Annotated in this window: 21 protein-coding genes; 15 read left to right on the top strand and 6 right to left on the bottom strand. The window is 69.7% G+C overall.

Translation table 11 applies throughout. The annotated features are described in order from the left end of the window. Nucleotides 1-2 precede the first annotated feature (2 nt). The gene (locus AAG565_RS03135) at nt 3-3,527 is read right to left on the bottom strand and encodes a PAS domain-containing hybrid sensor histidine kinase/response regulator (protein ID WP_348818094.1); all 3,525 of its coding nucleotides are present in this window, start codon (nt 3,525-3,527) and stop codon (nt 3-5) included. Nucleotides 3,528-4,063: 536 nt separating this feature from the next. On the opposite strand from AAG565_RS03135, the gene AAG565_RS03130 reads away from it, so the two are divergent. The 11 genes from AAG565_RS03130 to AAG565_RS03080 all read left to right on the top strand — a co-directional run bounded on the left by AAG565_RS03130 (nt 4,064) and on the right by AAG565_RS03080 (nt 16,014). Further along, the gene (locus AAG565_RS03130; protein WP_348818093.1) at nt 4,064-4,252 is read left to right on the top strand and encodes a hypothetical protein; all 189 of its coding nucleotides are present in this window, start codon (nt 4,064-4,066) and stop codon (nt 4,250-4,252) included. After that, complete coding sequence (locus tag AAG565_RS03125; RefSeq protein ID WP_348818092.1) at nt 4,237-6,939, top strand: sensor histidine kinase; 2,703 nt, start codon at nt 4,237-4,239, stop codon at nt 6,937-6,939. The genes AAG565_RS03130 and AAG565_RS03125 overlap by 16 nt, the downstream gene beginning before the upstream one ends. Next, nucleotides 6,936-7,316 (top strand): response regulator, encoded by a 381-nt coding sequence (locus AAG565_RS03120; protein WP_348818091.1) that lies wholly within the window; start codon nt 6,936-6,938, stop codon nt 7,314-7,316. The genes AAG565_RS03125 and AAG565_RS03120 overlap by 4 nt, the downstream gene beginning before the upstream one ends. Nucleotides 7,317-7,452: 136 nt before the next feature. Further along, entirely contained in the window at nt 7,453-9,471 is a 2,019-nt protein-coding gene (locus tag AAG565_RS03115) for an exonuclease domain-containing protein (RefSeq protein WP_348818090.1), read from the top strand. After that, entirely contained in the window at nt 9,471-10,541 is a 1,071-nt protein-coding gene (locus AAG565_RS03110) for a DUF294 nucleotidyltransferase-like domain-containing protein (RefSeq protein ID WP_348818089.1), read from the top strand. Before AAG565_RS03115 ends, AAG565_RS03110 begins: the two co-directional genes overlap by 1 nt. A gap of 310 nt (nt 10,542-10,851) precedes the next feature. Further along, complete coding sequence (gene rnk, locus AAG565_RS03105) at nt 10,852-11,262, top strand: nucleoside diphosphate kinase regulator (RefSeq protein ID WP_348818088.1); 411 nt, start codon at nt 10,852-10,854, stop codon at nt 11,260-11,262. Nucleotides 11,263-11,399: 137 nt separating this feature from the next. Next, entirely contained in the window at nt 11,400-11,666 is a 267-nt protein-coding gene (locus AAG565_RS03100; RefSeq protein ID WP_348818087.1) for a DUF4212 domain-containing protein, read from the top strand. Between the two features lie 9 nt (nt 11,667-11,675). Continuing rightward, nucleotides 11,676-13,361 (top strand): sodium:solute symporter family protein, encoded by a 1,686-nt coding sequence (locus tag AAG565_RS03095; protein ID WP_348818086.1) that lies wholly within the window; start codon nt 11,676-11,678, stop codon nt 13,359-13,361. A gap of 254 nt (nt 13,362-13,615) precedes the next feature. Then, nucleotides 13,616-14,449 carry a 23S rRNA (adenine(2030)-N(6))-methyltransferase RlmJ gene (gene rlmJ / locus AAG565_RS03090; protein WP_348818085.1) on the top strand — a complete coding sequence of 278 codons (834 nt, stop codon included), beginning with the start codon at nt 13,616-13,618 and terminating at the stop codon, nt 14,447-14,449. Beyond that, a complete protein-coding gene (locus AAG565_RS03085) occupies nt 14,446-14,979 on the top strand; it encodes an NUDIX hydrolase (protein WP_348818084.1) in 534 nt (177 codons plus the stop codon). The genes rlmJ and AAG565_RS03085 overlap by 4 nt, the downstream gene beginning before the upstream one ends. Before the next feature lie 129 nt (nt 14,980-15,108). Further along, a complete protein-coding gene (locus tag AAG565_RS03080; protein WP_348818083.1) occupies nt 15,109-16,014 on the top strand; it encodes an alpha/beta hydrolase in 906 nt (301 codons plus the stop codon). Nucleotides 16,015-16,022: 8 nt separating this feature from the next. On the opposite strand, the gene AAG565_RS03075 is transcribed toward AAG565_RS03080, so the two are convergent. Further along, complete coding sequence (locus AAG565_RS03075) at nt 16,023-16,439, bottom strand: hypothetical protein (protein ID WP_348818082.1); 417 nt, start codon at nt 16,437-16,439, stop codon at nt 16,023-16,025. A 214-nt stretch (nt 16,440-16,653) separates the two neighbouring features. Here AAG565_RS03075 and AAG565_RS03070 point away from each other — a divergent pair, with 214 nt between their 5' ends. Together AAG565_RS03070 and AAG565_RS03065 are read left to right on the top strand one after the other, a co-directional pair. Continuing rightward, on the top strand, nt 16,654-17,022 hold the full coding sequence (locus tag AAG565_RS03070) for a glutaredoxin domain-containing protein (RefSeq protein ID WP_348818081.1): 369 nt from the start codon (nt 16,654-16,656) through the stop codon (nt 17,020-17,022). 5 nt (nt 17,023-17,027) lie between these two features. Then, on the top strand, nt 17,028-18,131 hold the full coding sequence (locus tag AAG565_RS03065) for an alkaline phosphatase family protein (protein ID WP_348818080.1): 1,104 nt from the start codon (nt 17,028-17,030) through the stop codon (nt 18,129-18,131). 2 nt (nt 18,132-18,133) lie between these two features. Here AAG565_RS03065 and AAG565_RS03060 read toward each other — a convergent pair whose 3' ends face one another. Next, nucleotides 18,134-18,928: a class III extradiol ring-cleavage dioxygenase gene (locus tag AAG565_RS03060; RefSeq protein WP_348818079.1), complete on the bottom strand. Its 795-nt coding sequence runs from the start codon at nt 18,926-18,928 to the stop codon at nt 18,134-18,136. A 6-nt stretch (nt 18,929-18,934) separates the two neighbouring features. Continuing rightward, on the bottom strand, nt 18,935-19,417 hold the full coding sequence (locus tag AAG565_RS03055) for a YajQ family cyclic di-GMP-binding protein (RefSeq protein ID WP_348818078.1): 483 nt from the start codon (nt 19,415-19,417) through the stop codon (nt 18,935-18,937). Nucleotides 19,418-19,533: 116 nt separating this feature from the next. Between AAG565_RS03055 and AAG565_RS03050 the strand changes: the two genes are divergently transcribed. Beyond that, entirely contained in the window at nt 19,534-20,178 is a 645-nt protein-coding gene (locus AAG565_RS03050) for a VOC family protein (RefSeq protein ID WP_348818077.1), read from the top strand. Between the two features lie 20 nt (nt 20,179-20,198). Here AAG565_RS03050 and AAG565_RS03045 read toward each other — a convergent pair whose 3' ends face one another. Beyond that, a complete protein-coding gene (locus AAG565_RS03045; protein WP_348818076.1) occupies nt 20,199-20,600 on the bottom strand; it encodes a group II truncated hemoglobin in 402 nt (133 codons plus the stop codon). A gap of 178 nt (nt 20,601-20,778) precedes the next feature. Here AAG565_RS03045 and AAG565_RS03040 point away from each other — a divergent pair, with 178 nt between their 5' ends. Continuing rightward, entirely contained in the window at nt 20,779-23,274 is a 2,496-nt protein-coding gene (locus AAG565_RS03040) for a hypothetical protein (protein ID WP_348818075.1), read from the top strand. A 51-nt stretch (nt 23,275-23,325) separates the two neighbouring features. Here the strand turns inward: AAG565_RS03040 and AAG565_RS03035 are convergent. Next, nucleotides 23,326-23,431, bottom strand: a 106-nt coding sequence (locus AAG565_RS03035) for a transposase (protein WP_348818138.1), incomplete at its 5' end; no start/stop codon positions are given.

The following is a 23,431-nucleotide window of genomic DNA, read 5'->3' as shown; positions in this document are numbered from 1 at the left end:
CGCTACGCCGATTCCGCGACGCGCTCGCCGAGGATGCGGTTGACCAGCGCGCGCAGCTTGGCGATGGCGACCGGCTTGGGCAGGAAGGCGTAGCCGCGGTCGATCGCGGCCTGACGCGCCTGCGGCGTGTGGTCGGCGGTGACGACGATGCCGGGCACTTCGCGTTGCCAGGTCCGGCGAAGGGTATCGAGCGCATCGATGCCGGAGACGCCGTCGTCGAGGTGGTAATCGACCAGCGCGAGATCCGGTGCACGCGCGCCGCCGCGCCAGTGCGCCTCGGCCTCGGCGAGGCTGGCGCAGGCGACGACGCGGCAGCCCCAGCTTTCGAGCAGCGCCTTCATGCCGGCGAGCACCGCGGCCTCGTTCTCGATGCACAGCACCCGCGGCTGGTCGAAGGCCGGTGCGCTGCGTGCCGGCGGCTCGCCGGGGACGCTCAGCGCGGCGGGATTGCCCAGCGGCACGCGCACCCAGAACAGGCTGCCGCGTCCCTCGGTCGAGCGCATGCCGATGTCGTGGCCGAGCAGGCGCGCGGTGCGCTCGGCGATCGCCAGGCCCAAGCCCAGCCCGCTTTCGCCGCGCGTGTCGTGGCTGCGCAGGCGTCGGAACTCCTCGAAGATCTCCTGCTGGCGCGACGCCGGGATGCCCGGCCCGGTGTCCCAGACCTCGATGCGCACGCCACCGCGCGTGCGGCGGCAGCCGAGCAGCACGCGGCCGGAAGGCGTGTAGCGCAGCGCGTTGGACAGAAAATTCTGCAGGATGCGGCGCAGCAGGCCCGGATCGGTGAACACCACGGCCGCGCAGCTGCGTGCACGCAGTTCCAGGCCGCGTTCCTTCGCCAGCACCGAGAACTCGGCTGCCAGTGGCGCGAGCACCGCGGACAGGCGCAGGTGCTCGCGGCGCACCGGCAGCGCACCGGCGTCCAGGCGCGAGATGTCGAGCAGGGCCGACAGCAGGCGCTCCGCGGCGGCCAGTGCGCCTTCGACGTTGTGCACCAGCGTGCGCAGCTCCGGCGCCGCGCGTTCGCGATCGACTGCGGCGAGGAACAGGCGTGCGGCGCTGATCGGCTGCACCAGGTCGTGCGAGGCGGCGGCGAGGAAGCGCGTCTTCGCCGCATTGGCGCGGTCGGCGCTGGCCTTGGCCGTCGCCAGCTCGCCGGCCAGCCGCGACAGTTCCTCGGTGCGCTCGCGCACGCGCTGCTCCAGCGTGTCGGCCAGTTCCTGCAGGTGCGCCTGCTGGCGCTTGTATTCGGTCACGTCGGTGTAGCTGGTGACGAAGCCGCCGCCGGGCATCGGGTTGCCGCGGATCTGGATCACCGTGCCATCGGGCATCGCGCGCTCGTGCTCGTGCGCGCGGCCGGCGCGCATGTGCTCGAGGCGGCGCGCGACCAGCGCCTCGACGTCCTGCGCCGGCGCGACGCCGGTCCGGCCGCCGATCAGGCCCTGCCCGGCGTTGTGACGGATCAGATCCTCGATCGGTCGCCCCTGCACGATCAGCTCGTCCGGGTAGCCGAACAGCTGCACGTAGCGTCGGTTCCACGCGACCAGGCGCAGCTCGTGATCGACCACGCTGACACCCTGCGGCAGATGTTCCAGCGTCGCCTGCAGCAGCTCGCGCGAGAACTGCAGCGCGTGCGAGGTCTCGTCGAGCAGCTGGATGACGTCCTCGACCTGCATGTCGCGGCCGCGCAGCATCGCGGCCATGACCACGCGCGCCGACGAGGCGCCGAGCGCGCCGGCCAGCGAGCGCTCGCTCGCACGCACCAGCTCGGGTGTGGCGCGGTCGCGGTCGTGCAGCACGACGCCGATGCGCGCGCCGTAGTCGTGCAGATGCTGAGCCGCGCGCGGCGCGCCGAAGAAGCGTTCCAGCAGGGCACGCAGATCGCCGACGGTGGCGTTGCCGGTGGCGATCTCGCGCGGTCGCGCATCGGGCTCGGCCTCGCCGATGAAGCGCACCGCGTGCAGGTGGTCGCGTAACCCGGCGACGAACCAGCGCGAGCCGAGCACATAGCCGAGCAGATTGCAGGCGAGGCTCCACACCGTGCCGTGCGTGACGGCGTCGAGCCAGTCGATGCCCAGCAGCCCCTGCGGACGCAGCCACGACAGGCCCAGCGGCCCATCCCGCACCAGCGGTGCTTCACTGCCGAGCAGCGTCGGCAGCATCAGGGTGTAGCCCCACATCGCAAAGCCGACGACCAGTCCCGCGAGCACGCCCTGATGCGTGCCGCGCTTCCAGTACAGGCCGCCGAGCAGCGCCGGCGCAAACTGCAGCACCGCGGCGAACGACAGCAGGCCGATCGAGGTCAGCGTGCCGCCGGCGGCGAAGAAGCGCGTGTAGAGATAGGCGAGGATCAGCAGCGCGACGATGGCGACGCGGCGCACTGTCTTGATCAGCCCGGACAGGTCGCTGCCGCGCGCCAGGCCCAGCGGCTGCCAGCGCAGCAGCAGTGGCATCACCAGCTCGTTGCTGAGCATCGTCGATAGCGCGATGGTGGAGACGATCACCATGCTGGTCGCCGCGGAGAAGCCGCCGATGTAGGCCAGCAGCGCGAGTCCGCCGTCGCCGCGCTGCAGTGGCAGGTTCAGCACATAGGTGTCGGGCGCGACGCCGCTGCCGAGCAGCAGCGCGCCGGCGCCGGCGATCGGCAGCACGAACAGCGAGATCAGGGCCAGATAGCCGGGAAAGACCCAGCGCGCGGTGCGCAGGTCGCCCGGATCGCTGTTCTCGACGACCATGATGTGGAACTGGCGCGGCAGGCACAGGATCGCCGCCATCGCCAGCACGGTCTGCGCGAGGAACCCGGCCATCCAGTCCGGACGCGCCATCGCCGCCGCGACTCTGGGCTGACTCAGTGCGGCGGTGATCGCGTCGCCGGCGCCGCCGAAGACGCTGTAGGTGGCGTACAGGCCGACCGCTAGAAACGCGACCAGCTTGACCACGGACTCGAAGGCGACGGCCAGCACCAGGCCGTGATGGTTCTCGCGCGACGACACCTGGCGCGTGCCGAACAGGATCGCGAACACCGCGAGCAGAAACGCCGTCACCAGCGCGCCGTCGCTGAACCAGCCCGCCGAGCGCGAGTCCGGCGCGATCAGCACGTCCATCGACACGGCGACCGCCTTCAGCTGCAGCGCCAGGTACGGCAGGATGCCGATCACGGCGATGACCGTGACCAGCGCCGCGAGCAGCTGGCGGCGGCCGTAGCGTGCGCCGATGAAGTCGGCCAGCGAGGTGATGTTGTGGCGCCGGCACAGCTGCAGCAGCCGTTCCAGCAGCGGCGCGCCGAACAGGAACACCAGCATCGGCCCGAGGTAGATCGGCAGATAGTCCCAGCCGCTCTCCGCCGCGCGGCCGACGGCGCCGTAGAAGGTCCACGAGGTGCAGTACACCGCCAGCGCGAGGCTGTAAGTCAGCGGCCGGGGCCGGCCTTCCGAAGTACGCGCGGCATTGCGGTCACCCCACCAGGCGAGCGCGAATAGCAGGCCGACATAGGCGGCCGACAGCAGGAACAGCAGCCACTGCGGAAGCATGCGTGCGGATCCTCCATGCCGGCACCGTGCGCCTGCGCCGGCTCGCTGCCGCAGTGTAAGGCGCAGACCGCCGCAGCATGGAGCTGTATCAGCAGCCGGCTCCTCGGGGTTCCGCCTGACGGGGGAGGTTACGGGGGTAGCCCAGCAGCTTGTTGATAAAACCCATGTGCTAAATCTCCTGTGACGCCCAACGCTTGATCAGGTTAAACGACGTGTCTGATAACCCGATCAAAGTGTCCAATAAGACGGGGCCTGTCTTGCAGCCCACGGATTGACAATGGACTGCCATCGGGTCTGCCGGGTTATGGCGCAATGGACGGCACAAAACAGTCTCCCCCCGGTTGCTGGATCAGGTGCGTGACCGGCTGCGTGCCCGGCACTGCAGCTTGCGTCCCGAGACATCCTGTGCGGATCGGATTTAACGCTTCATCTTTCTTCATCGCAAACCGCGTCCTTCGACCATTGGCGAATGGACGCCCCGGCCGCGATCGGCGATGGTTGGGCGGCGGGCGCGCAGCCCGCAGAACGGAGCGGGCATGCAGCAGCCGTCGCGACGCAGCCTGAGCCTGGCCGTGCTGGGTCTGGTCGGCTTCGGCCTGTTCAACTATCCATTGCTGTCGGTCGTCGACGGCGCCAGCGGTCCGTTGGGGGCGCCCGCGCTGCTGATCTACCTGTTCGCCGTTTGGGCGGCGCTGATCGGTCTGACACTGTGGCTGCGACGCTGACCACGCTGCCTGCTGCGCAGGTTCTCGGCGTTTCGCTGCTCTATCTGGGCCTGCTGTTCGTGATCGCGCTGGTGGTCGACCGCCGCGCGGCCCGGGGCCGCAGCCTGATCGCCTCACCGACGGTCTATGCGCTGTCGCTGGCGGTGTACTGCACCTCGTGGACCTTCTTCGGCAGCGTCGGCCTCGCGGCGACGCAGGGCATCGCCTTCCTGCCGACCTATCTCGGTCCGGCACTGATGGCGCTGCTGTGGCCGGTCCTGCTGGTCAAGTGCCTGCGTATCGCCAAGCGCGAGCGCATCACGACGATCGCCGACTTCATCGCCTCGCGCTACGGCAAGCGCCGGGGTCTGGCCGCGCTGGTGGCGCTGATCTGTGTCGTCGGCGTGTTGCCCTACCTCGCACTGCAGCTCAAGGCGGTCGCGGCCAGTTTCACGTTGCTGACGACCGGCAGGGCGGAGGCGCACGGCGGCCTGTTCGGCGACACCGCACTGGTGATCGCGCTGGTGATGGCCGTGTTCACGATGATCTTCGGCACGCGCCATCTCGACGCGACCGAGCGCCACGAGGGGCTGGTCGCAGCGATCGCGTTCGAGTCCGTGGTCAAACTCTGCGCCTTCCTCGCCGCCGGACTGTTCGTCGTCTATGCCCTGTTTGACGGCGCCGCCGCACTGTTCGCGCAGGCGGCGCAGGATGCGCGTCTGCAGCGCCTGTGGTCCTTCGAAGCATCCGTCGGCGGCTGGTTCGACTGGAGTCTCCTGATCCTGCTGTCGATGGCGGCGATCACGCTGCTGCCGCGCCAGTTCCAGGTCGCGGTGGTCGAGAACATCGACGAATCCCAGCTCGCGCGCGCGAGCTGGCTGTTCCCTCTATACCTGCTGCTGATCAACCTGTTCGTGTTGCCGCTGGCCTGTGCCGGCGTGCTGCTGCTGGGCGACGCGGTCCCTGCCGACAACTACGTGCTGGCGCTGCCGATGCAGGCCGGCGCTTCCTGGCTGGCGCTGCTCGTGTTCATCGGCGGCACCTCGGCAGCGACCGGCATGATCATCGTCGAGACCACTGCGCTGGCGACGATGATCTCCAACGACCTCGTGCTGCCGGGCCTGCTGCACCGTGCGCCGACCGCGGACCTGGGCCGCTGGCTGCTGCGCATCCGCCGCGCGGCGATCCTGATCGTGGTGCTGCTCGGCTACCTGTACTTCCGCGTCGCCGGAGAGGCGCGCAGCCTCGTGTCGATCGGGCTGATTTCGTTCGCCGCCGTCGCGCAGCTGGGGCCGGCCTTCCTTGGCGGTCTGTACTGGCGGGCGGGCACGCGCGCCGGCGCCTACGCAGGCCTGGCGCTCGGGACGCTGATCTGGGCGTGGACGCTGCTGGTGCCGTCGGCGGCGGCGACAGGGTGGCTGCCGGCTCAATGGCTCAGCGAAGGTCCGCTCGGCATCGGCCTGCTGCGTCCGCAGGCGCTGTTCGGGCTCGACCAGTTGTCCGGCATCGCTCACGGCGTGTTCTGGAGCTTGCTGCTGAATACGGCCGCCTACGTTTTCGTCTCGCTGGCGACGCGCGCCGACGCGCAGGAGTCGGCGCAGGCGGCGCTGTTCGTGGACGCGCTGCGGCGTGGCGCCGGCGAGCCCGCGGTGGCGCTGTGGCGCGGCGGCGTCGCGTTGCCCGAACTGCGCGCGCTGCTCGACCGCATCCTCGGCGCTGAGCGTGGCGAGGCGGTGCTGCAGGATTACCGCCGGCGCCGCGGCGGCACGGTGGACGACAACGATCCCGGCCTGCTGCAGCACGTCGAGTCGGCGCTGGCCGGCGCGATCGGCAGTGCGTCGGCGCGCGTCCTCGTCGCGTCGATCGCGCGCGAGGCGCCGCTGGGCGTCGAGGACGTCATGCACATCCTCGACGAGACCTCGCAGGTGATGCACTACAGCCGCGAGCTGGCGGCGCGCACCGAGGAGCTGCGTCAGGCCAACCAGCGCCTGCGCGAGCTCGACCGTCTCAAGGACGACTTCATTTCCACGGTCACCCACGAGCTGCGCACGCCGCTGACCTCGATCCGCGCGTTCTCGGAGATCCTCACCGACAATCCCGACCTCGACGCGGCCGAGCGCCAGCGCTACCTGGGCATCATCACGCGCGAAACCGAGCGCCTGACCCGGCTGATCAACGAGGTGCTCGACTTCGCCAAGCTGGAGCAGGGCGGCGGCGAATGGCGGCTGGAGCCGGTCGCGCTGGCGGAGGTGGTCCGCGACGCGGCCAATGCCACCGCGCAGCTCTACGTCGAGGCCGGCATCGCGCTCGATCTCGAACCGATCGACGCCCGCATCCGCGTCCGTGCCGACCGCGATCGCCTGCAGCAGGTGCTGCTCAACCTGCTCGGCAACGCGGTCAAGTTCGCGCCGCGCGGCCTGGGCCGCGTGCAGGTCTCGGTGACCGCCGACGCGCGCGACGCCTGCATCAGCGTGCGCGACAATGGACCCGGCATCGCCGAGGAGGACCAAGCCTTGATCTTCGAGAAATTTCGTCAGGGTGGCCGCCAGAGCGGCGGCCCGCTGACCGGCAAGCCGCAGGGCACCGGTCTGGGCCTGCCGATCAGCCGGCACATCGTCGAACGCCTCGGCGGGCGCATCTGGGTCGAGAGCCGTCCGGGCGGCGGTGCGACCTTCCGCTTCACCGTGTCGCTGGAGACGGGTGCATGACGACCAAGCGTGTGCTGATCGCCGACGACGAGGAGAACATCGTCGTCTCGCTCGAATTCCTGCTGCGCCGGCTCGGCTGCGACGTGAGTGTGGCGCGCGATGGTGCCGAGGCGCTGCGCCAGGCGCAGGCGACGGTGCCCGACCTGATCCTGCTCGACGTGATGATGCCGGGTGTCAGCGGCTACGACGTCTGCCAGCAGCTGCGCGCCGACGCGCGCTTCGCGGGCACCCGCATCGTGCTGCTGACCGCGAAGGGGCGCGAAGCGGAGATCGCACGCGGGCGTGCGCTCGGTGCCGACGATTACATCGTCAAGCCGTTCTCGACGCGCGAGCTGTCGGCGCGCATCCGCGCGTTGCTGGGACTGGGTACGGTGTGAACCGTCGGCTGCGCTGCCCTCTCCCCCAGCCCCTCCCCCAGAGAGGGAGGGGAGTTTCCCTTTTCCCTCTCCCCCCGCAGCGCGGAGGGGAAGGGCAGGGTGAGGGGGGCGCTTCGTGAGCCGCAATGACCTTCGCTTGACCACGCTCGCCGTGGCGCTGTTCGCTGCCGCCACCGCGCTCGTCGTGGCTGCACTGCTGCTCGTTGCGATATGGCCGGTTGAGTTGCGACCGCAGCTGCGCGACTGGGTAATGCAGCGAGGAATCCTGATCGTGCTCGCGATGTTGCTGGGTCTCGCCGCCGCCATGGCGGCGGCGTGGCCGTCGTTCACGCGCTTGCTCGGCTTCGTGCCGCGCCTGGCGCACGATCTCGACCTGCTCGCCGGCAGCCGGCCGGACCTGCGGGTGAGCGCCGAACAGGGCGTGCCCGTGGAGTTGGCGGCCGCGGTGAACCGGCTCGCCGAGCAGCACGCGCGGCGCCGGCGCGAACAGCAGGCCGAGATCGAGCTGACGACACAGCGGCTGGCCGAGGAACGCGACCTGCTCAGCGCCGTGCTCGCCGATGTCCCGGCCGCGGTGCTGGCCTGTTCGCGTGAAGGGCGTGTGCTGCTGTACACGCCGCGCGCCGCGGAACTGGTGCGCAGCGTCGCGCCGGATGCGTTCCTCGGCCTCGGGCGCACGGTGTTCGCGCTGTTCCGGCGCAGCGCGGTCGTCCACGGCCTCGAACGTATGGATCTCGCCGTCGCGCGCGGCGACGCGCGCCCGGCCTCTGCCGCGCTGTTGCCCACGCGCAACGGCGCGCTGCTGCACGCGCGCTTCACGCCGCTGTCCGGGCGCAGCCTCAACGGCTTCTTCGTTCATCTGCGCGCGGTCGAGGCGGCCACGCCGGCAGTGGCGGAGACCGGCGACAGCCGCCGTCCGCTCGCCAACCTGCGCGCGGCAGTGGAGATGCTGCGCGACTTTCCGTCGATGGCGGACGCCGAGCGCGCGCGCTTCGTCGAGATCCTCGAACAGGAGTCGCTGCGGCTGATCGACGTGATCGGTTCGGCCGACGCCGGCGTGGAACGCTGGCCGCTGGAAGACATCGCCGCGGACACCCTGCTGGTGCTGCTGCAGTCGGCGCTGCGCGACGCCGGAACGGTCGCAACCGTGGTGCCGGCCGAGTCGCCGCCGTTGTGGGTGGCGGTCGAGAGTTTCTCGCTGTCGGCCCTGCTGCGCGATTTCGCCGCGCAGCTCGCGCCGGACCGCCTGACGCTGGCGCTGCGCGAGCAGGAGCGGCATGCGCGCCTGGAGCTGCGCTGGCGGCCGGCGCGGCTGCTCGACGGCGAGTCCTGGCGGCGCTGGGAACAGGCGCCGCTGGCCGCACACGCGGAGCGCCTGCCGCTGTCGCCGGCGCTGATCGTGCGCGGCCACGGCGGCGAGTTGTGGCAGCAGCTCGACGGCGACGAGGCGGTGCTGTGCGTGCTGCTGGCGCGTGCCGAGACGCCGGCCGGACACGAGGTCGTCGAGGCGGTGCGTGTGGAGTACGCGCCCGCTGGGGTCGAGGTGGCCGGCGGCGAGCCGCCGCTGTCGCGCCTGATCTACACCGCCTTCGACACCGAAACCACCGGCCTCGATCCGGCCGGCGGCGATCGCATCATCGCCATCGGCGGCATCCGCATCGTCGAGAACCGCATCCTGTCGCGCGAGGTGTTCGAGACCCTGGTGGCCACGGAGCGGCGCATCGACCCCGCGGCGCAGCGTGTGCACGGCATCGACGCGGCGATGCTCGCCGGCCAGCCGCCGCCGGAAGAGGCGCTGCCGCTCTTCCGCCGCTACTGTGAGGACACCGTGCTGCTCGGGCACAACGCCGCCTTCGACCTGCGCTTCTTCGAGCTGCAGGGGCAGGCGGCTGGTGTTCGCTTCGACCTGCCGGTACTCGACACGCTGCTGCTGTCGCAGCTGGTCTATCCGCAGCGCGACGCGCACCGGCTGGAAGCGATCGCCGAGCGCCTGGGCATCTCCGTGCTCGGCCGACACACGGCGCTGGGCGACGCGATCCTGACCGCGGAAGTGTTCCTGCGCCTGCTGCCGCTGCTGGCGGCGCGCGGCATCCACACGCTGTCCGCTGCGCTCGAAGCGAGCCGGCGCACCGAGTTCGCGAGGCTGAAGTACTGATGAGCACGCACGGCCTGCTCGTCGCCAGCCGCGATGCACGCGTCGCGCAGCTTCTCGATCGCCTCGAATCCTGCGCCGGCATCGAGTCGCTCGTCGGTCTGAGCGGCGAGCTGCGCGAGCTCGCCTTCGAGCTGCTCGAAGCTGCCGAGTCCGCGGCGCGGCTGACGCGCACGATCGCCGATCTCAACGACGCGCTGACCATCCGCATCCTCGACCTCGCGCGGCAGCGCCACGACCTCGGCGGCATCCGCCTGGCCTGGCTCGCGCTCGGCAGCGAAGGGCGGCGCGAACAGACGGTGCACACCGACCAGGACAACGCGCTGATCTTCGAGGCCGACGACGCGGCGACGGCGCGTCCGCGCCTGCTCGCCTTCGCCGATGAGGTCAACCGGGTCCTCGACCGCTGCGGCTTCCCGCTGTGCCGCGGCGACATCATGGCGCGCAATCCGCGCTGGTGCCTGAGCGCCGAGGAGTGGCGCGAGCGCTTCGCCGGCTGGATCGACACCGGCGACCCGCAGGCGCTGCTGCATGGCGCGATCTTCTTCGACTTCCGCGGCCTGTGGGGTGAGCTGCGCATGGCCGCCGATCTGCGCGACTGGCTGTCCGAGTACATCGCGCCGCGACCGCTGTTCCTGCGCCAGATGACCGAGAACGCGCTGGCCTCGAATCCGCCGCTCGACTGGCGCGGGCGGCTGAAGTTCCGCGTGCATGCCGAGGCCGGCGCCGCCTTCGACGTCAAGGTGCAGGGTGCCGGTCTGTTCACCGACGCCGCGCGCATCCTCGCACTGGCGCGCGGTGTGGCCGACACCGGCACCGCGGCGCGCCTGCGCGCCTGGCCGCAGACGCCGGAGGAACAGCGCCGCGCGGAATCGTGGATCGAGGCCTTCCACACGCTGCAGCGCTTCCGCCTGCGCCGCCAGCTCGACTGCCACCGCCGCGGCCGGCCGCTCGACAACCGGCTGCCCGCCGACAGCCTCAGCGGTTTCGACCACCGCCTGCTGCTGGCCTGCTTCGACGAGGCCAAGGACCTGCGCAAGCTGATCGCGGTGGAATATGGTCTGGCCTTCTGAACCGTTGGTCCGGATCGCGGGCACCGAAAGGCGCCGTCGCGTTGACAATGCGCACCGACCCGACCACCATCGGCCCATGCTTCTCCTGCGCCCCTTTCCTCGCTCGCAGCATCACGCGGGTTCCATCATCGCAGGCTCCTGAGCCCCGGAGCCCACTGCGGGCGGCTTGCCGCCTCAGGTTCCGGGGTCGCTTCCAGAAGCGCATTCACGATTGCCGTCCGTTCCAGGCCCGGTGCCTGGCCTGACGGCGGTCGAGTGTTCCCCCTGATGACTTGAAGCAGGCCCTGAGCTCGGGCCGCGGAGCTTTGCAATGAAGATGAATTCCCCGATGTCCGGCCATGCCGGGCTGACTCCGCCGTTGCTGATCGATGTGGCGTACTACGAACGGCTGCGTGGATTCGCGCGGCTGGCGATGCGCGATGCCCCCGAGGTGGCGGAGCGGCTGCTCGAAGAGGTCGAACGCGCCGAGGTCGTGCCATCCGGTCTGATGCCGGCCGACGTCGTCACGATCGGTGCGAGCGTCACCTACCAGGACGTCGAGACCGGCAGCATCCGCACGGTGCGGCTGGTGCTGCCGGCGGATGCCGATCCGGCGGCGCAGCGCGTGTCCGTGGTCAGCCCGATCGGCGCCGCGCTGATCGGACTGTCGATCGGACAGGTGATCGACTGGCAGGTTGGTGACCGGGTGCGGCGGCTGAGGGTCCTGGGCGTCCGTCACTGATCGGTGCGAGTGACTCCCATGCGACCAAAGTCGCAGCATCGCTGCATGCCTGCTTAGACCAAAGTCGGGCTGTCAGCCGGTGGTGCCGGCGCTAGATTGCCCATCGACGCATTTGTGCGTGCATCGGAGGAGCGGTCATGGCTGACAAGCAGTCGTCAAGCGCCGAAGCCTACTGGAAGGCCAACGTCCGGTTGGTGCTCTGGCTTCTGGCAGTGTGGTTCGCGGTGTCCTACGGCGCCGGCATCCTGCTGGCCGACTGGCTCGACCAGTTCCGGCTGTTCGGCTTCAAGCTCGGGTTCTGGTTCGCGCAGCAGGGCTCGATCTACGTCTTCGTCGGCCTGATCTTCTTCTACGTCTGGAAGATGAACCGGCTCGACCGCGAACACGACGTCCACGAGGACTAGGAGATCACCATGGATGTCATGACCTGGACTTACCTGCTGGTCGGCGCCAGCTTCGCGCTCTACATCGGCATTGCCATCTGGTCGCGCGCCGGCTCGACCTCGGAGTACTACGTCGCCGGCGGCGGCGTGCCGCCGGTGGTCAACGGCATGGCGACCGCGGCCGACTGGATGAGCGCCGCGTCGTTCATCTCGATGGCCGGCCTGATCGCCTTCATGGGCCGCGACGGCGGTGTCTATCTGATGGGCTGGACCGGCGGCTACGTGCTGCTGGCCCTGCTGCTGGCGCCGTACCTGCGCAAGTTCGGCAAGTTCACCGTGCCGGACTTCGTCGGCGACCGCTACTACTCGCAGACGGCGCGCCTGGTCGCGGTGGTGTGCGCGATCTTCGTGTCGTTCACCTACGTCGCCGGGCAGATGCGCGGCGTCGGCATCGTGTTCTCGCGCTTCCTCGAGGTGGACATCACCACCGGCGTGATCATCGGCATGGCGATCGTGTTCTTCTATGCCGTGCTCGGCGGCATGAAGGGCATCACCTACACGCAGGTCGCGCAGTACTGCGTGCTGATCTTCGCGTACATGGTGCCGGCGATCTTCATCTCGCTGATGCTGACCGGCAATCCGATCCCGCAGCTGGGCTTCGGCTCGACGCTGGCCGACGGCAGCCACCTGATCGACAAGCTCGATGGCCTCGTGACCCAGCTCGGCTTCACCGCCTACACCAGCGGCGTCAAGCCGACCATCGACGTGTTCTGCATCACGCTGGCGCTGATGGTCGGCACGGCGGGCCTGCCGCACGTGATCGTGCGCTTCTTCACCGTGCCGCGCGTCAAGGACGCGCGCAAGTCGGCCGGCTGGGCGCTGCTGTTCATCGCCATCCTGTACACGACGGCGCCGGCGATCGCCGCGTTCGCCCGCACCAACCTGATCGAAACGGTCGCCGACAAGCCGTACGCCGAAGCGCCAGCCTGGGTCAAGAACTGGGAGAAGACCGGACTGATCAAGTGGGAGGACAAGAACGGTGACGGCACCATGCAGTACGTCGCGGCCAAGGACCGCAACGAGATGACCATCGACCGCGACATCATGGTGCTGGCCAACCCGGAGATCGCGAAACTACCGAACTGGGTCATCGCGCTGGTCGCGGCCGGTGGCCTGGCGGCGGCGCTGTCCACCGCGGCCGGCCTGCTGCTGGTGATCTCGACGTCGATCTCGCACGACCTGTTGAAGAAGACGCTGATGCCGCGCATCACCGAGAAACAGGAGCTGCTGTTCGCGCGCATCGGTGCGGCCGCGGCGGTCTGCGTCGCCGGCTACCTGGGCATCAATCCGCCCGGCTTCGTCGCCCAGGTGGTCGCCTTCGCCTTCGGCCTCGCCGCAGCGTCGTTCTTCCCGGCGATCATCCTCGGCATCTTCTCCAAGCGCATGAACAAGGAAGGCGCCATCGCCGGCATGGTCACCGGAATCTCGATCACCGCCGCCTACATCGTCTATTTCAAGTTCATCAACGCCGGCGCCGGCGTCGATCAGTGGTTCCTCGGCATCTCGCCAGAGGGCTTCGGCGCGGTCGGCATGGTGGTCAACTTCGTCGTCGCGGTGACGGTTGCCGCGCTGACCCAGGCGCCACCGAAGTCGGTGCAGGACATGGTCGAGCACATCCGCGTACCGCGCGGCGCGGGCGCGGCGCACGCGCACTGATCGCGTCGTTCGGCGGCTGGCAGGGCTCCGCAGGCGCGGGGCTTTGCTCGCCAACGAGGTCATCGTCGGCGGGCGCTGTCCACGGATACGCCGGCGAGGTATCGAAAAAATTGGCGATCTGGTGTAAAAAGCGAACGTCCGGTCACTTTCCCTCCCTTAGGCCGGACAAATCTTGACCGCGACAGCGGCCTCCCCTTGGGGATGCGTCTGTCGCGGTCTTTTTTTACGCGCATCGCAATGCGGATAATCCCCGCGTGCATTACCAACACCGCTATCACGCCGGCAACTTCGCCGACGTCTTCAAGCACGCCCTGCTGGTCGAGCTGCTCAGCGCGCTCAACGCCAAGGATGCCCCGTGGTGCTATGTCGAAACCCATGGCGGCGCCGGTCTCTACCCGCTCGACGATGCCGGTGCGCAGCGCACGGGCGAGGCGCGCGACGGTATCGTCCGCGTCGGCGATGCGGCAACCGCGCCGCCGCCGCTGCAGCCATATCTGCAGCTCGTGCGCCGTGCCAACGACGGCGGTGCCATCCGCCACTATCCGGGTTCGCCGCTGTTCGCGCTGATGCTGGCGCGGCCGCAGGACCGCGTGATCGTCTGCGAGAAGGTCACCGCGGTCGCTGCCGAGTTGCGCGCGCTGCTGGCCGGCGATGCGCGCGCGGCGGTGCATGTGCGCGACGGCTACGAGAGCGCATCGCTGTTGCCGCCGAAGGAGCGACGCGGGCTGGTGTTCGTCGATCCGCCGTTCGAGCGTCCGGACGAGTTCGATGCCGCGGCGGACTTTCTGGCATCGGCGCTCAAGCGTTTCGGCAACGGCGTCTATGCGCTGTGGTATCCGTACAAGAACCGCTACCAGACCGAACGCTGGCTGCGCCGCCTGCGCAGCGGTCTCACGCACGAGGCGCTGAATCTGCAGATCGATACCGGCGCGCCCAGTGAGGGCCAGATGCATGCCTGCGGCCTGCTGGTCGTCCATCCGCCGTATGCGTTCGCGCAGAATGCACCGGCGGTTGCGGCGGCGCTGCGGCCGCTGCTGGCGCTGAGCGAGCGCGCACGCACCACCTGCGAACACTGGCCAGGAAAATGAACGACGTTGAATCCTTGTACCGCGGCCGGTTCCTCGAACTTCAACGCGACGGCCGCTGGGAGTTCGTTTCACGCACCAACAGCGTCGGCGCGGTCTTCGTGCTCGCGGTCACCGACGACGACGAGATCGTGCTGGTCGAGCAGTACCGCGTGCCGCTGCGTGCGCACTGCATCGAACTGCCGGCCGGCATGATCGGCGACGAGCACGACTTCCGCAGCGAGACGGTGTTCGAGTCGGCGCTGCGCGAACTCGAGGAGGAGACCGGTTTCCGCGGGCGCGAGGTCGATCCGCTGATGTCCGGTCCCGTCGCCGCCGGCCTGACCTCGGAGATGCTGCACCTGGTGCGCGTGCGCGGGTTGCAGCGCGTCCACGCCGGCGGCGGTGTGGACGGCGAGAATATCCGCGTGCATGTCGTGCCGCTGCGCGAGATCGATTGCTGGCTGCAGAATCAGCACGCCGCCGGGCGGCTGATCGAGCCGCGCATCTACGCCGCGCTGTATTTCGCGCGCCGACCGGTCGCGGACCGCTGAGCGCGGCGTTTCATCTCGCCGGCTGCCACCGTCCGTCGCCGGTGCCGGCCTTGCGGTGACATGTCGAAAAACTTCCTGATAGCGTTGCAGGCGTTCACGAAACGGTCATGCAAACGCCATCGTTCGGCAATGAAACTGTGCTGGTCCGCCGGCAGCGCCTGCGTCAATGGCCTGCACCTGAGTTATGAGATTTGCGGGCCGGAGCAGGGCGAACCCCTGCTGCTGGTGATGGGACTCGGCGGCCAGCTGATCCACTGGCCGGATGCGCTGTGCGAGGCCCTGGTCGAACGGGGCTTCCGGGTCATCCGCTTCGACAACCGCGACGCCGGATTGTCGGCGGAATCCGATCGGGGACGGCCGATCCATCTGCCGCGCGACTGGCTGCGCGCACGCTGGGGTCTGCCGCTGTCCGCGAACTACGCGCTCCACGACATGGCCGAGGATGCGGTCGGTCTGCTCGACGCGCTCGGCATCGGCCGCGTGCACCTCGCCGGCGCTTCGATGGGTGGCATGATCGCGCAGATCGTCGCAGGCCGGTTTCCGCGGCGCGTGCGCAGCCTGACGTCGATCATGTCGAGCACCAATCATCCGCGCTTGCCCGCGGCGCGCCTCGACGTGCTCTGGCAGATGGCCGGAATCGGACCGCGCCCGCGCACGCGCGAGCAGGTGATCCGCCGCTCGCTGGCGATGCTGCGCCGCGTTGGCAGTCCGGGTTTTCCGACGCCGGTGGATTACCGCCGCCAGCTCGCCGGCCGCGCCTATGACCGCGCCTTTCGTCCGCGCGGCGTGCTGCGTCAGACCCACGCGATCCTCGCCACGGGCAGTTTCGAGGAGCTGCTGCCGGCGATCACCGCGCCGACACAGATCGTGCACGGCCTCGCCGATCCGCTGCTGCGGCCGGCCTGCGGCCAGCGCAGTGCGCAGCTGATCCGTCACGCGAAGCTGGAGCTGATCCCGGGCATGGGTCACGACCTCGCACCGGGCTTGATGCCGCGCTGGGCCGAGCTGATCGCGGCCAACGCCGCGCGCGCCTAGGCCGACCTTCAGCCGGCGAGATCGCGATTGCCCGATTCCAGCAGATAGGCGCGGATCTCGGTGGCGGTGTCCGGCGCCGGCAGACGCTCGGGATGCGCGAGCAGGGTTCGCACTTCGGCAGGATCGACCTGTCCGCGTTCGGCGCCGACGACGATCGCGGCGACTTCCGCCGCGGTCAGCGGCTGGCCGGCGTGCAGCAGGCTCAGTGCCGCGCGCAGGTGATGACCGCTGTCCATGACCATGATCTTGGCGTAGCGGCGATGGGCGAAGCGCGCTTCCTCGCTGTCGCGCTCGGCGGCGGGCGAGAAGCGGGCGATCAGGCGCGTGTAGTTTTCGCGGATCGCGTACTGCTGCGCACGGGCGGCCGCCGCATCGGGGATGTCGCCGATGCGGAACTGTTGAGATGTCGTCGTGCGCCCCGCCATCGCGGACCTCCGTGCCGGCCAGACTCCGGCCGTCATTGAACAGGGACATTGGGCGCCGGCGCGGCTGGCCCGCGCCTGAACGGGGCAAACGAGACGCCGGACGGCAGGCCGGCATCCCGAGGCCGCGCTTCGGGCGCGCGACGGCAAGCGCGCGTTGCGCGGCGCGGGGGTGCGGCCGATACTGCCGCACCAGAATTCCAGTCCGGGGACCTCCATGCCACGCCAGATACTCGACGAAGCCCGCATCCATCCCTCGATCCGCGACGTGATCGCCCGTCATCACCGCGACATCGTCGAGGAGGTCGCCAAGGCGGTCGATCAGCACGACATCGTCGTCGTCGGCATGGCACAGAACCCGAATCCCAAACGTGCGCGCAAGCTGCTCGACGCCGCCGGACTGCAGCATCACTACCTCGAATACGGCAGCTACTTCAACAACTGGCGGCGGCGCAACGCGCTGAAGATGTGGACCGGCTGGCCGACCTTCCCGATGGTCTTCGTCAAGCGCCAGCTGATCGGCGGTGCCGACGATCTGGAAAAGCTGCTGGCATCCGGCGAGCTCAAGAAGCTGCTCGGAGGCTGAACGCCTTGCGCGGCGCGGGCCTGCTGCTGGCGCTGGCACTCGTGGCCTGCGGCGCCGACCATGCGGGGCCGGCTGCGCCCGCGAGCGGGCGCGTGCTGATCCTGGGGCTCGACGGCACGCGCAGCGAAGGCATCGAGCTGGCGCAGGCGCCGCACCTCGACGCGCTGCGTGCCGAAGGCTTCACCGATCTCGACGCGATCGCCGGCGATGTCTCGCTGTCCGGACCGGGCTGGGCGTCGATGCTCAGCGGCGTTTGGTGCGACCGGCACAAGGTGGTGGACAACGACGTCAGCTGGGCCAATTCGAACTTCGACGCCTACCCGCATTTCCTCGCGCGCGCCGAGCAGGCACGGCCGGCCCTGCGCACTGCATCGGTGGTGCACTGGGCGCCGATCAACGACGAGATCCTCTGCGCCGACGAGCGCGCCGACGACTGCGGCGGCGTGGACGCGGTGATCACGCGCGACAGCGATGCGGGCGTGCGCGACGCGGTCGTCGATCTGCTGCGCGACGGTGACCCGGATGCCGTGTTCGTGCAGTTCGACGACATCGACCACGCCGGTCACGGCACCGCGCCGTCGTCGCCGCCCGGCGGTTTCTGCCCGAAGCCGTCCGGTGCCGTGGATGGCAACTGCCTGCTGCGGGGACTCAACGCCGAGTACCTGGCCGAGATCGAGCGCATCGACGGCTACATCGGCGACATCCTCGCCGCCCTGCGTGCGCGTCCGCGCTACGCGCTGGAGAACTGGCTGATCCTGGTGTCGCCGGACCACGGCGGCGGCGGGCTGGTGTTCAACCAGCACGGCTTCGATGTCGCGCAGGACCGCCGCACGTTCCTGATCGTCGCCGGCCCCGCGGCGCGGCCGCTGCCCGGTACGCCGGTCACGCGCCTGGCCGACCTGCCGCCGGCAGAGAACAACGGCCTGCCGCCCGCCGATACGCGCGGTGCGAAGCTGGTCGATATCGCGGCCACCGCGCTGTTCCATCTCGGCATCCCGATCGATCCGGACTGGCAGCTCGCAGGCCAGCCGCTCGGCGTGGCCGGCGCGCCGGATTACGAGGAGCGCGCGATCCCGAGCTGCTATTCCGCAGCACCGTTCACGCCCTGAGATCAGGTGCCGAAACGGAACGCCGAGGTCAGCACGCCCATCACCGGCTCGCTGAAGACGCAGCGGCCCGGCTCGTCGCCGGCCGCGGCGGCGGCGACCATCAGCGGCAGCAGGTGTTCTTCGCGCGGATGCGCCTGACGCGCGGCCGGCGCGGTTTCCCAGTGCAGGAGGCGTGTTTCCCGTTCCGTGCCCGCATGCGCGCACAGACTGTCCTGCAGCCAGGCGTCGAAGCGTGTCGCGGCGTCGTGCGCGGCGGGTCCGAACACGCGCAGGTTGTGATAGCTGTAGCCGCTGCCGACGATCAGCACACCCTCGTCGCGCAGGGCCGCGAGCGCGCGGCCGCAGGCCAGGTGCGCGGCGGGATCGAGTCCGGCACGCAGCGACAGCTGCACCATCGGCACGTCGGCGTCGGGAAAGATCAGCTTGAACGGCACGAACAGGCCGTGGTCGTAGCCGCGCGTCGCGTCACCGTGCGCCGGCAGGCCGGCAGCGTCCAGCCGTTCGATGATCCGCTGCGCCAGCGCCGGATCGCCGGGCGCCGGATACGTGAGCCGGTAGGTGTGCTCGGGAAAGCCGTAGTAGTCGAACAGCAGCGGCGGCCGCGACTGCGTCGTCACCGTGAAGGCCGGCGCTTCCCAGTGCGCGGAGATCACCAGCACCGCGCGCGGCCGCGCGGGCAGCTGCCGCGGCAGCGCGCGCAGCGAATCGCCCAGCCGCGTCCAGGTGTCCGGCGGATCCCAGTCCATGAAGAAGCAGGGACCGCCGCCATGCGAGATGAAGAAGCTCGGCTGGCGCATCGCCGGTCAGTCGCGGAAGTTCTCGAACTGCAGCGGCACTTCGACATCCGCCTTGCGCAGCAGCGCGATCGCCGCCTGCAGGTCGTCGCGCTTCTTGCCGGAGACTTTGAGCTTGTCGCCGTGGATCTGCGCCTCGACCTTGAGCTTGGACTCCTTGATCTTCGTGATGATCTTCTTCGCGACCGCCTGCTCGATGCCCTGCTTGACGGTGATCTTCTGCCGGGCGCGCGACAGGTTGATTTCCGGCTCGGCGGCGTCGAGGCAGCGCAGGTCGATGCCGCGCGCGGCCAGGCGCGGATGCAGGATGTCCTGCATCTGCTTGAGCTGGAAATCGTTGGGCGCACTGAGCGTGATCACCGAATCGTCGAGCTCGAAGGCGGCATCGACGCCGCGGAAATCGAAACGGTTGCCGAGTTCGCGGCGCGCCTGATCGACCGCATTGCTGAGCTCGTGCTTGTCCACCTTGGAGACGATGTCGAAGGAAGGCATGTGCAGTTGTCTGGAGGAACCGGTCGCCAGCTTACGCCGGCGCGACGCCGGGCTGCGGTAGTTCGTCCAGGCAGGCCGCGCTATGCTCCGGCCGGTCTCGGACGAGGAGATCGGGCATGGCAGTCAGAAAGGCGAAGAAGGTGAAGGCAAAATCAGCGGCGCCGAAGAAACCGAGCGCCAGGGCCAAGGCGATGCCGAAGAAGGTGGCGAAGAAGGCCGCCGCAGCCCGGAGGCCCGCCAAGTCCATCAAGGCCGCCAGGTCCGCCAGGTCCGCCAGGGCCGCCAGGGCCGCCGCCAAGGCCCGTCCGGCGAAGAAGAAGGACGGCCGTCCGCAGGGACGCGACTGGCCGGCGCTGGCGCCGTACCTGACCGTGCGCGATGCCTCGCTGAGCCTGGAGTTCTACCGCGACGCCTTCGGCTTCGAGGTCGAGGGCATGGTGATGCGCGACGCCGACGGCCGCGTCACACATGCCGGCATGCGCCTGGGCGATGCCTGCATCATGTTCGCGCCCCAGGGCATGTCCGATCAGATGCAGGCGCCGGCCGTCAGCGGCGCACCGGACAGCCTGTCGCTCTACGTCTATGTCCCGGACGTCGATGCACACGCCGAGCGCGCGCAGGACGCCGGCGCGGCCATGCTGCAGGGGCCGGCGGACCAGTTCTGGGGCGACCGCACCGCCATCTTCAAGGACCCGGACGGCTATCACTGGACCTTCGCGACGAACGTCGGCGCGTTCGACGCGTCGAAGGCGCCGGACTGATCCGCGGCGCCGCCGCGCGTTCAGCCGGTCGCGGCGGTCTCGCGATTGCGCAGCGCGTCGGCGAAGCGGTACATCGGCACGCGCAGCAGCGCGCGCAGCGCCTCGCTGGCGCCGACATCGTCGAGCGCGTGCTTCATGCACAGCAGCCACTGGTCGCGTTCCGCCGGACCGATCGCGTAGGGGCTGTGCGGTCCGTGCATGCAGACGCTGCCGTACTTCTCGAAGTACAGCCGCGGTCCGCCGAACCAGCCGGACAGGAACTCGTAGAGCTTGAGCTTCATCGGCCCGAGATCGTCCTGGTGCATCGCGCGGATCGTCGCCGCTTCCGGCAGACGGTCCATCGCGTCGTAGAAGGCGTCGGCAAGCGCGCGCACGCCGGCGTCGCCGCCGATCAGTTGGTAGGGAGTGAGCGGTGATTCCATGTCGGGGCAGCGCAGAGCAGGTCCGCGGCCCGATTCTGGCGATCGCCCCGCGTGCCGCCTTGACCCGGATCATTGTCGGCCGCGCGGCGCCCGCCGAGCCGCAGCAACGGCCACCTGCGTACACTGTTGACTGCGGTCCGCCATCCGGCCGGGCCGCCGACCCATCCGGAGCGTCGCCATGCGTCACCTGCTCGTCGTGGTCGCCGCGGCCTGCGCGCTCGCGGCCTGTGCGGATCGCGATCGCAACCGCGACCGCGACGGCGCGGGGATCACGCCGACCACGCGCTATGCCTTCGCCAACCAGTGCTGGGCGCTGCGCGTCGGTCCCGGCGGCCGTTATGTGGCGCGCAGCGGCGACACCTACGCCGCGACCGCGGCACGCCCCGACGATGCCGAAGCCTTCTTCCTGAAGCCGTCCGCGCTCGGCACCTATCTGCTCTACGGGCACGATGCGCGGCTGCTCGCCGCCGCGGCGCCGGTCACGTCGCTGGCGCTGGCCGATGCCGAGCCCGCGGCCGAATGGACGGTGGTCGGGCGCGGCGACGCCACCGTGTATCCGGCGGCGCCGGCCGTGGACGTCGATCCGGACGCGGCCGCGGTCGCCGCCTACCGCGCCTTCGTCGATCCCGGCCACCTCGATGCAGTCTTCACGCTGCGCGCGCAGGGTGATCAGTCCTATCTGGCCCTCGACGCGGGCGAGCGGTTGACCACCGACGCGCAGGCCGCGGCAGCCGCTGACGTCTCGTTCGCGCCGCTGCCGCTGCAGCGCTGTGCGGCGTTTCCTGAAGCGCAGGACGACGTGCGCGGCTCGACCTTCAGCGGCACGCGCGGCGACGGGCGCGTGCTCGGCTTCGCCGACTCCCACCTGCACGCCACTTCGACGAGTTTCCTCGGCGGCGCCAAGCCGGGCTGGACCTTCCACAAGTACGGTGTCACGCACGCGCTCGCCGACTGCGCCGCGCAGCACGGCCCGAACGGCATGCGCGATCTGATCGGCAGCCTGTTCACCGGCGACTTCGACGGCCACGACACGCGCGGCTGGCCGTACTTCCCGGACTGGCCGTCGCGCACCGCGACCACCCACGAGGCGGTGTACTGGAAATGGATGGAGCGCGCCTGGAAGGCCGGGCTGCGCCTGGTCCTCAACTACGCGGTGGACAACGAGACGCTGTGCGAGATCCAGCGCAACGCCGCCGGCACGCCACTGCGCAACTGCAACGAGATGGTCAACGCCGGGCGGCAGATCGCCACGGCCTATGCGCTGCAGGATTACATCGACGCGCAGTACGGCGGCCGCGGCGCCGGCTGGTACCGCATCGTCACGACGCCGGCGCAGGCGCGCAGCGTGATCGGTCAGGGCAAGGTCGCGGTGCTGCTCGGCATCGAGGTCTCGAATCTGCTCGACTGCAGCGTGACCTTCAATCCGCTGAGCACGCAGGAGGCCTTCGAGGAGACCGGCGATCCGGCGGGCGGCGGCCAGCTCTACGGCTGCGCGATGACCGAGACCGGTGCGGGCAACGAGATCCTCACGCAGCTGCAGCGCCTCAAGGATCTGGGTGTCAGTGGGCTGTTCACCGTGCACGAGTTCGACAATGCCTTCGGCGGCAGCGACATCTTCGACGGACTGGTCCTCAACCTCGGCACCCGGGAAAACTCCGGTGGCCTGGGCAGCGCCGACCGGCTGGCGGCGATGGCGCAGTTCGACGTGCCGGCGCAGCTGGAGGCGATCTCGCACCTCGAAGCCAGCGGCGCCGCGACCGGCGAGTTCTGGTCCACCTACGACTGCCCGGCCGCGGAGTCCGACGAAGCCGGCGGCGGCTTCGTGTTCCCGGTGGGCGCGGTGATGACCAATCTCGGCCCGCCGCCGCCGCTGTGCCCGTATCTGGGCCAGGGCGGCCGGCCAGGCGGCGCGACCGCCTGCTATCCGGCCGCGCCGCAGTGCAATGCCCGCCTGCTGACGCCGATCGGCCTGTACACCTACGGCAAGATCATGGAGCTGGGCTTCATCTTCGAGATCGACCACCTGGCTTTCGCACTCAAGGACCAGTTGCTCGATCTGGCGGCCGCGCAGACGCCGAACTATCCCCTGGTGTCGGGACACGCCTGGAGCGGGCTGTCGTGGCGGCAGGCGCGGCGCATCTTCGCCGGCGGCGGCATCGTCTATCCCAGCCTCAACAGCACCGCGGACTACACGAGCCTGTGGCGCACGATCAAGCCGCTGTGGCACGAGGCCGGTGCTCCCTACGAGTTCGGCTTCGGTTTCGGCTCCGACACCAACGGCATGTCGCCGCAGATGGCGCCGCGCGCGACGATCGCCGACGGCAAGGCGCTGCGCTATCCGTTCACGCTGTTCGACGGGCCGGTGTTCGACGCGCTGCCGGAGTTCCGCTCGGTCGCCGGCGTGGTCTTCGACCAGCCGGGCGCCTTCGACGCCGACGGCAACGGCCGCCACTGGCACGAGGACATCGACGGCAACGCGCACTACGGCATGGCCGCGGACTTCGTCGAGGAACTGCGCCTCGAAGGCACGCCCGAACAGATGCGTGACCTGTACAACTCCGCCGAGGTGTACCTGCAGTTCTGGGAGCGCACCCAGGCCGCCAGCGCCGCGGTGCGTGCGAAAGGACTGGTGGTGCCGGATGGCCTGCTACGCGCGGCGCCGGTCACGCCCTGATGCCTGCGATGGCGGCGCTGCGGCGGCCGGGTTGAGCAATTTTTAGGTTCTTCACCCAATTCCGGGGAACGCTGCGCGGATTTTGAGGAAGAAGTAGTGGTCGTCGCGGAAGCCGTAGGCCATGCGCTTGATGACCTTGATCTTGTTGTTGATGCCC

The organism is Fontimonas sp. SYSU GA230001 (assembly GCF_040066175.1).
Taxonomy (GTDB): domain Bacteria; phylum Pseudomonadota; class Gammaproteobacteria; order Nevskiales; family Nevskiaceae; genus Solimonas.
Note: the sequence above shows the minus strand (reverse complement) of the source record. Positions and strands in the feature narration are given on the sequence as shown.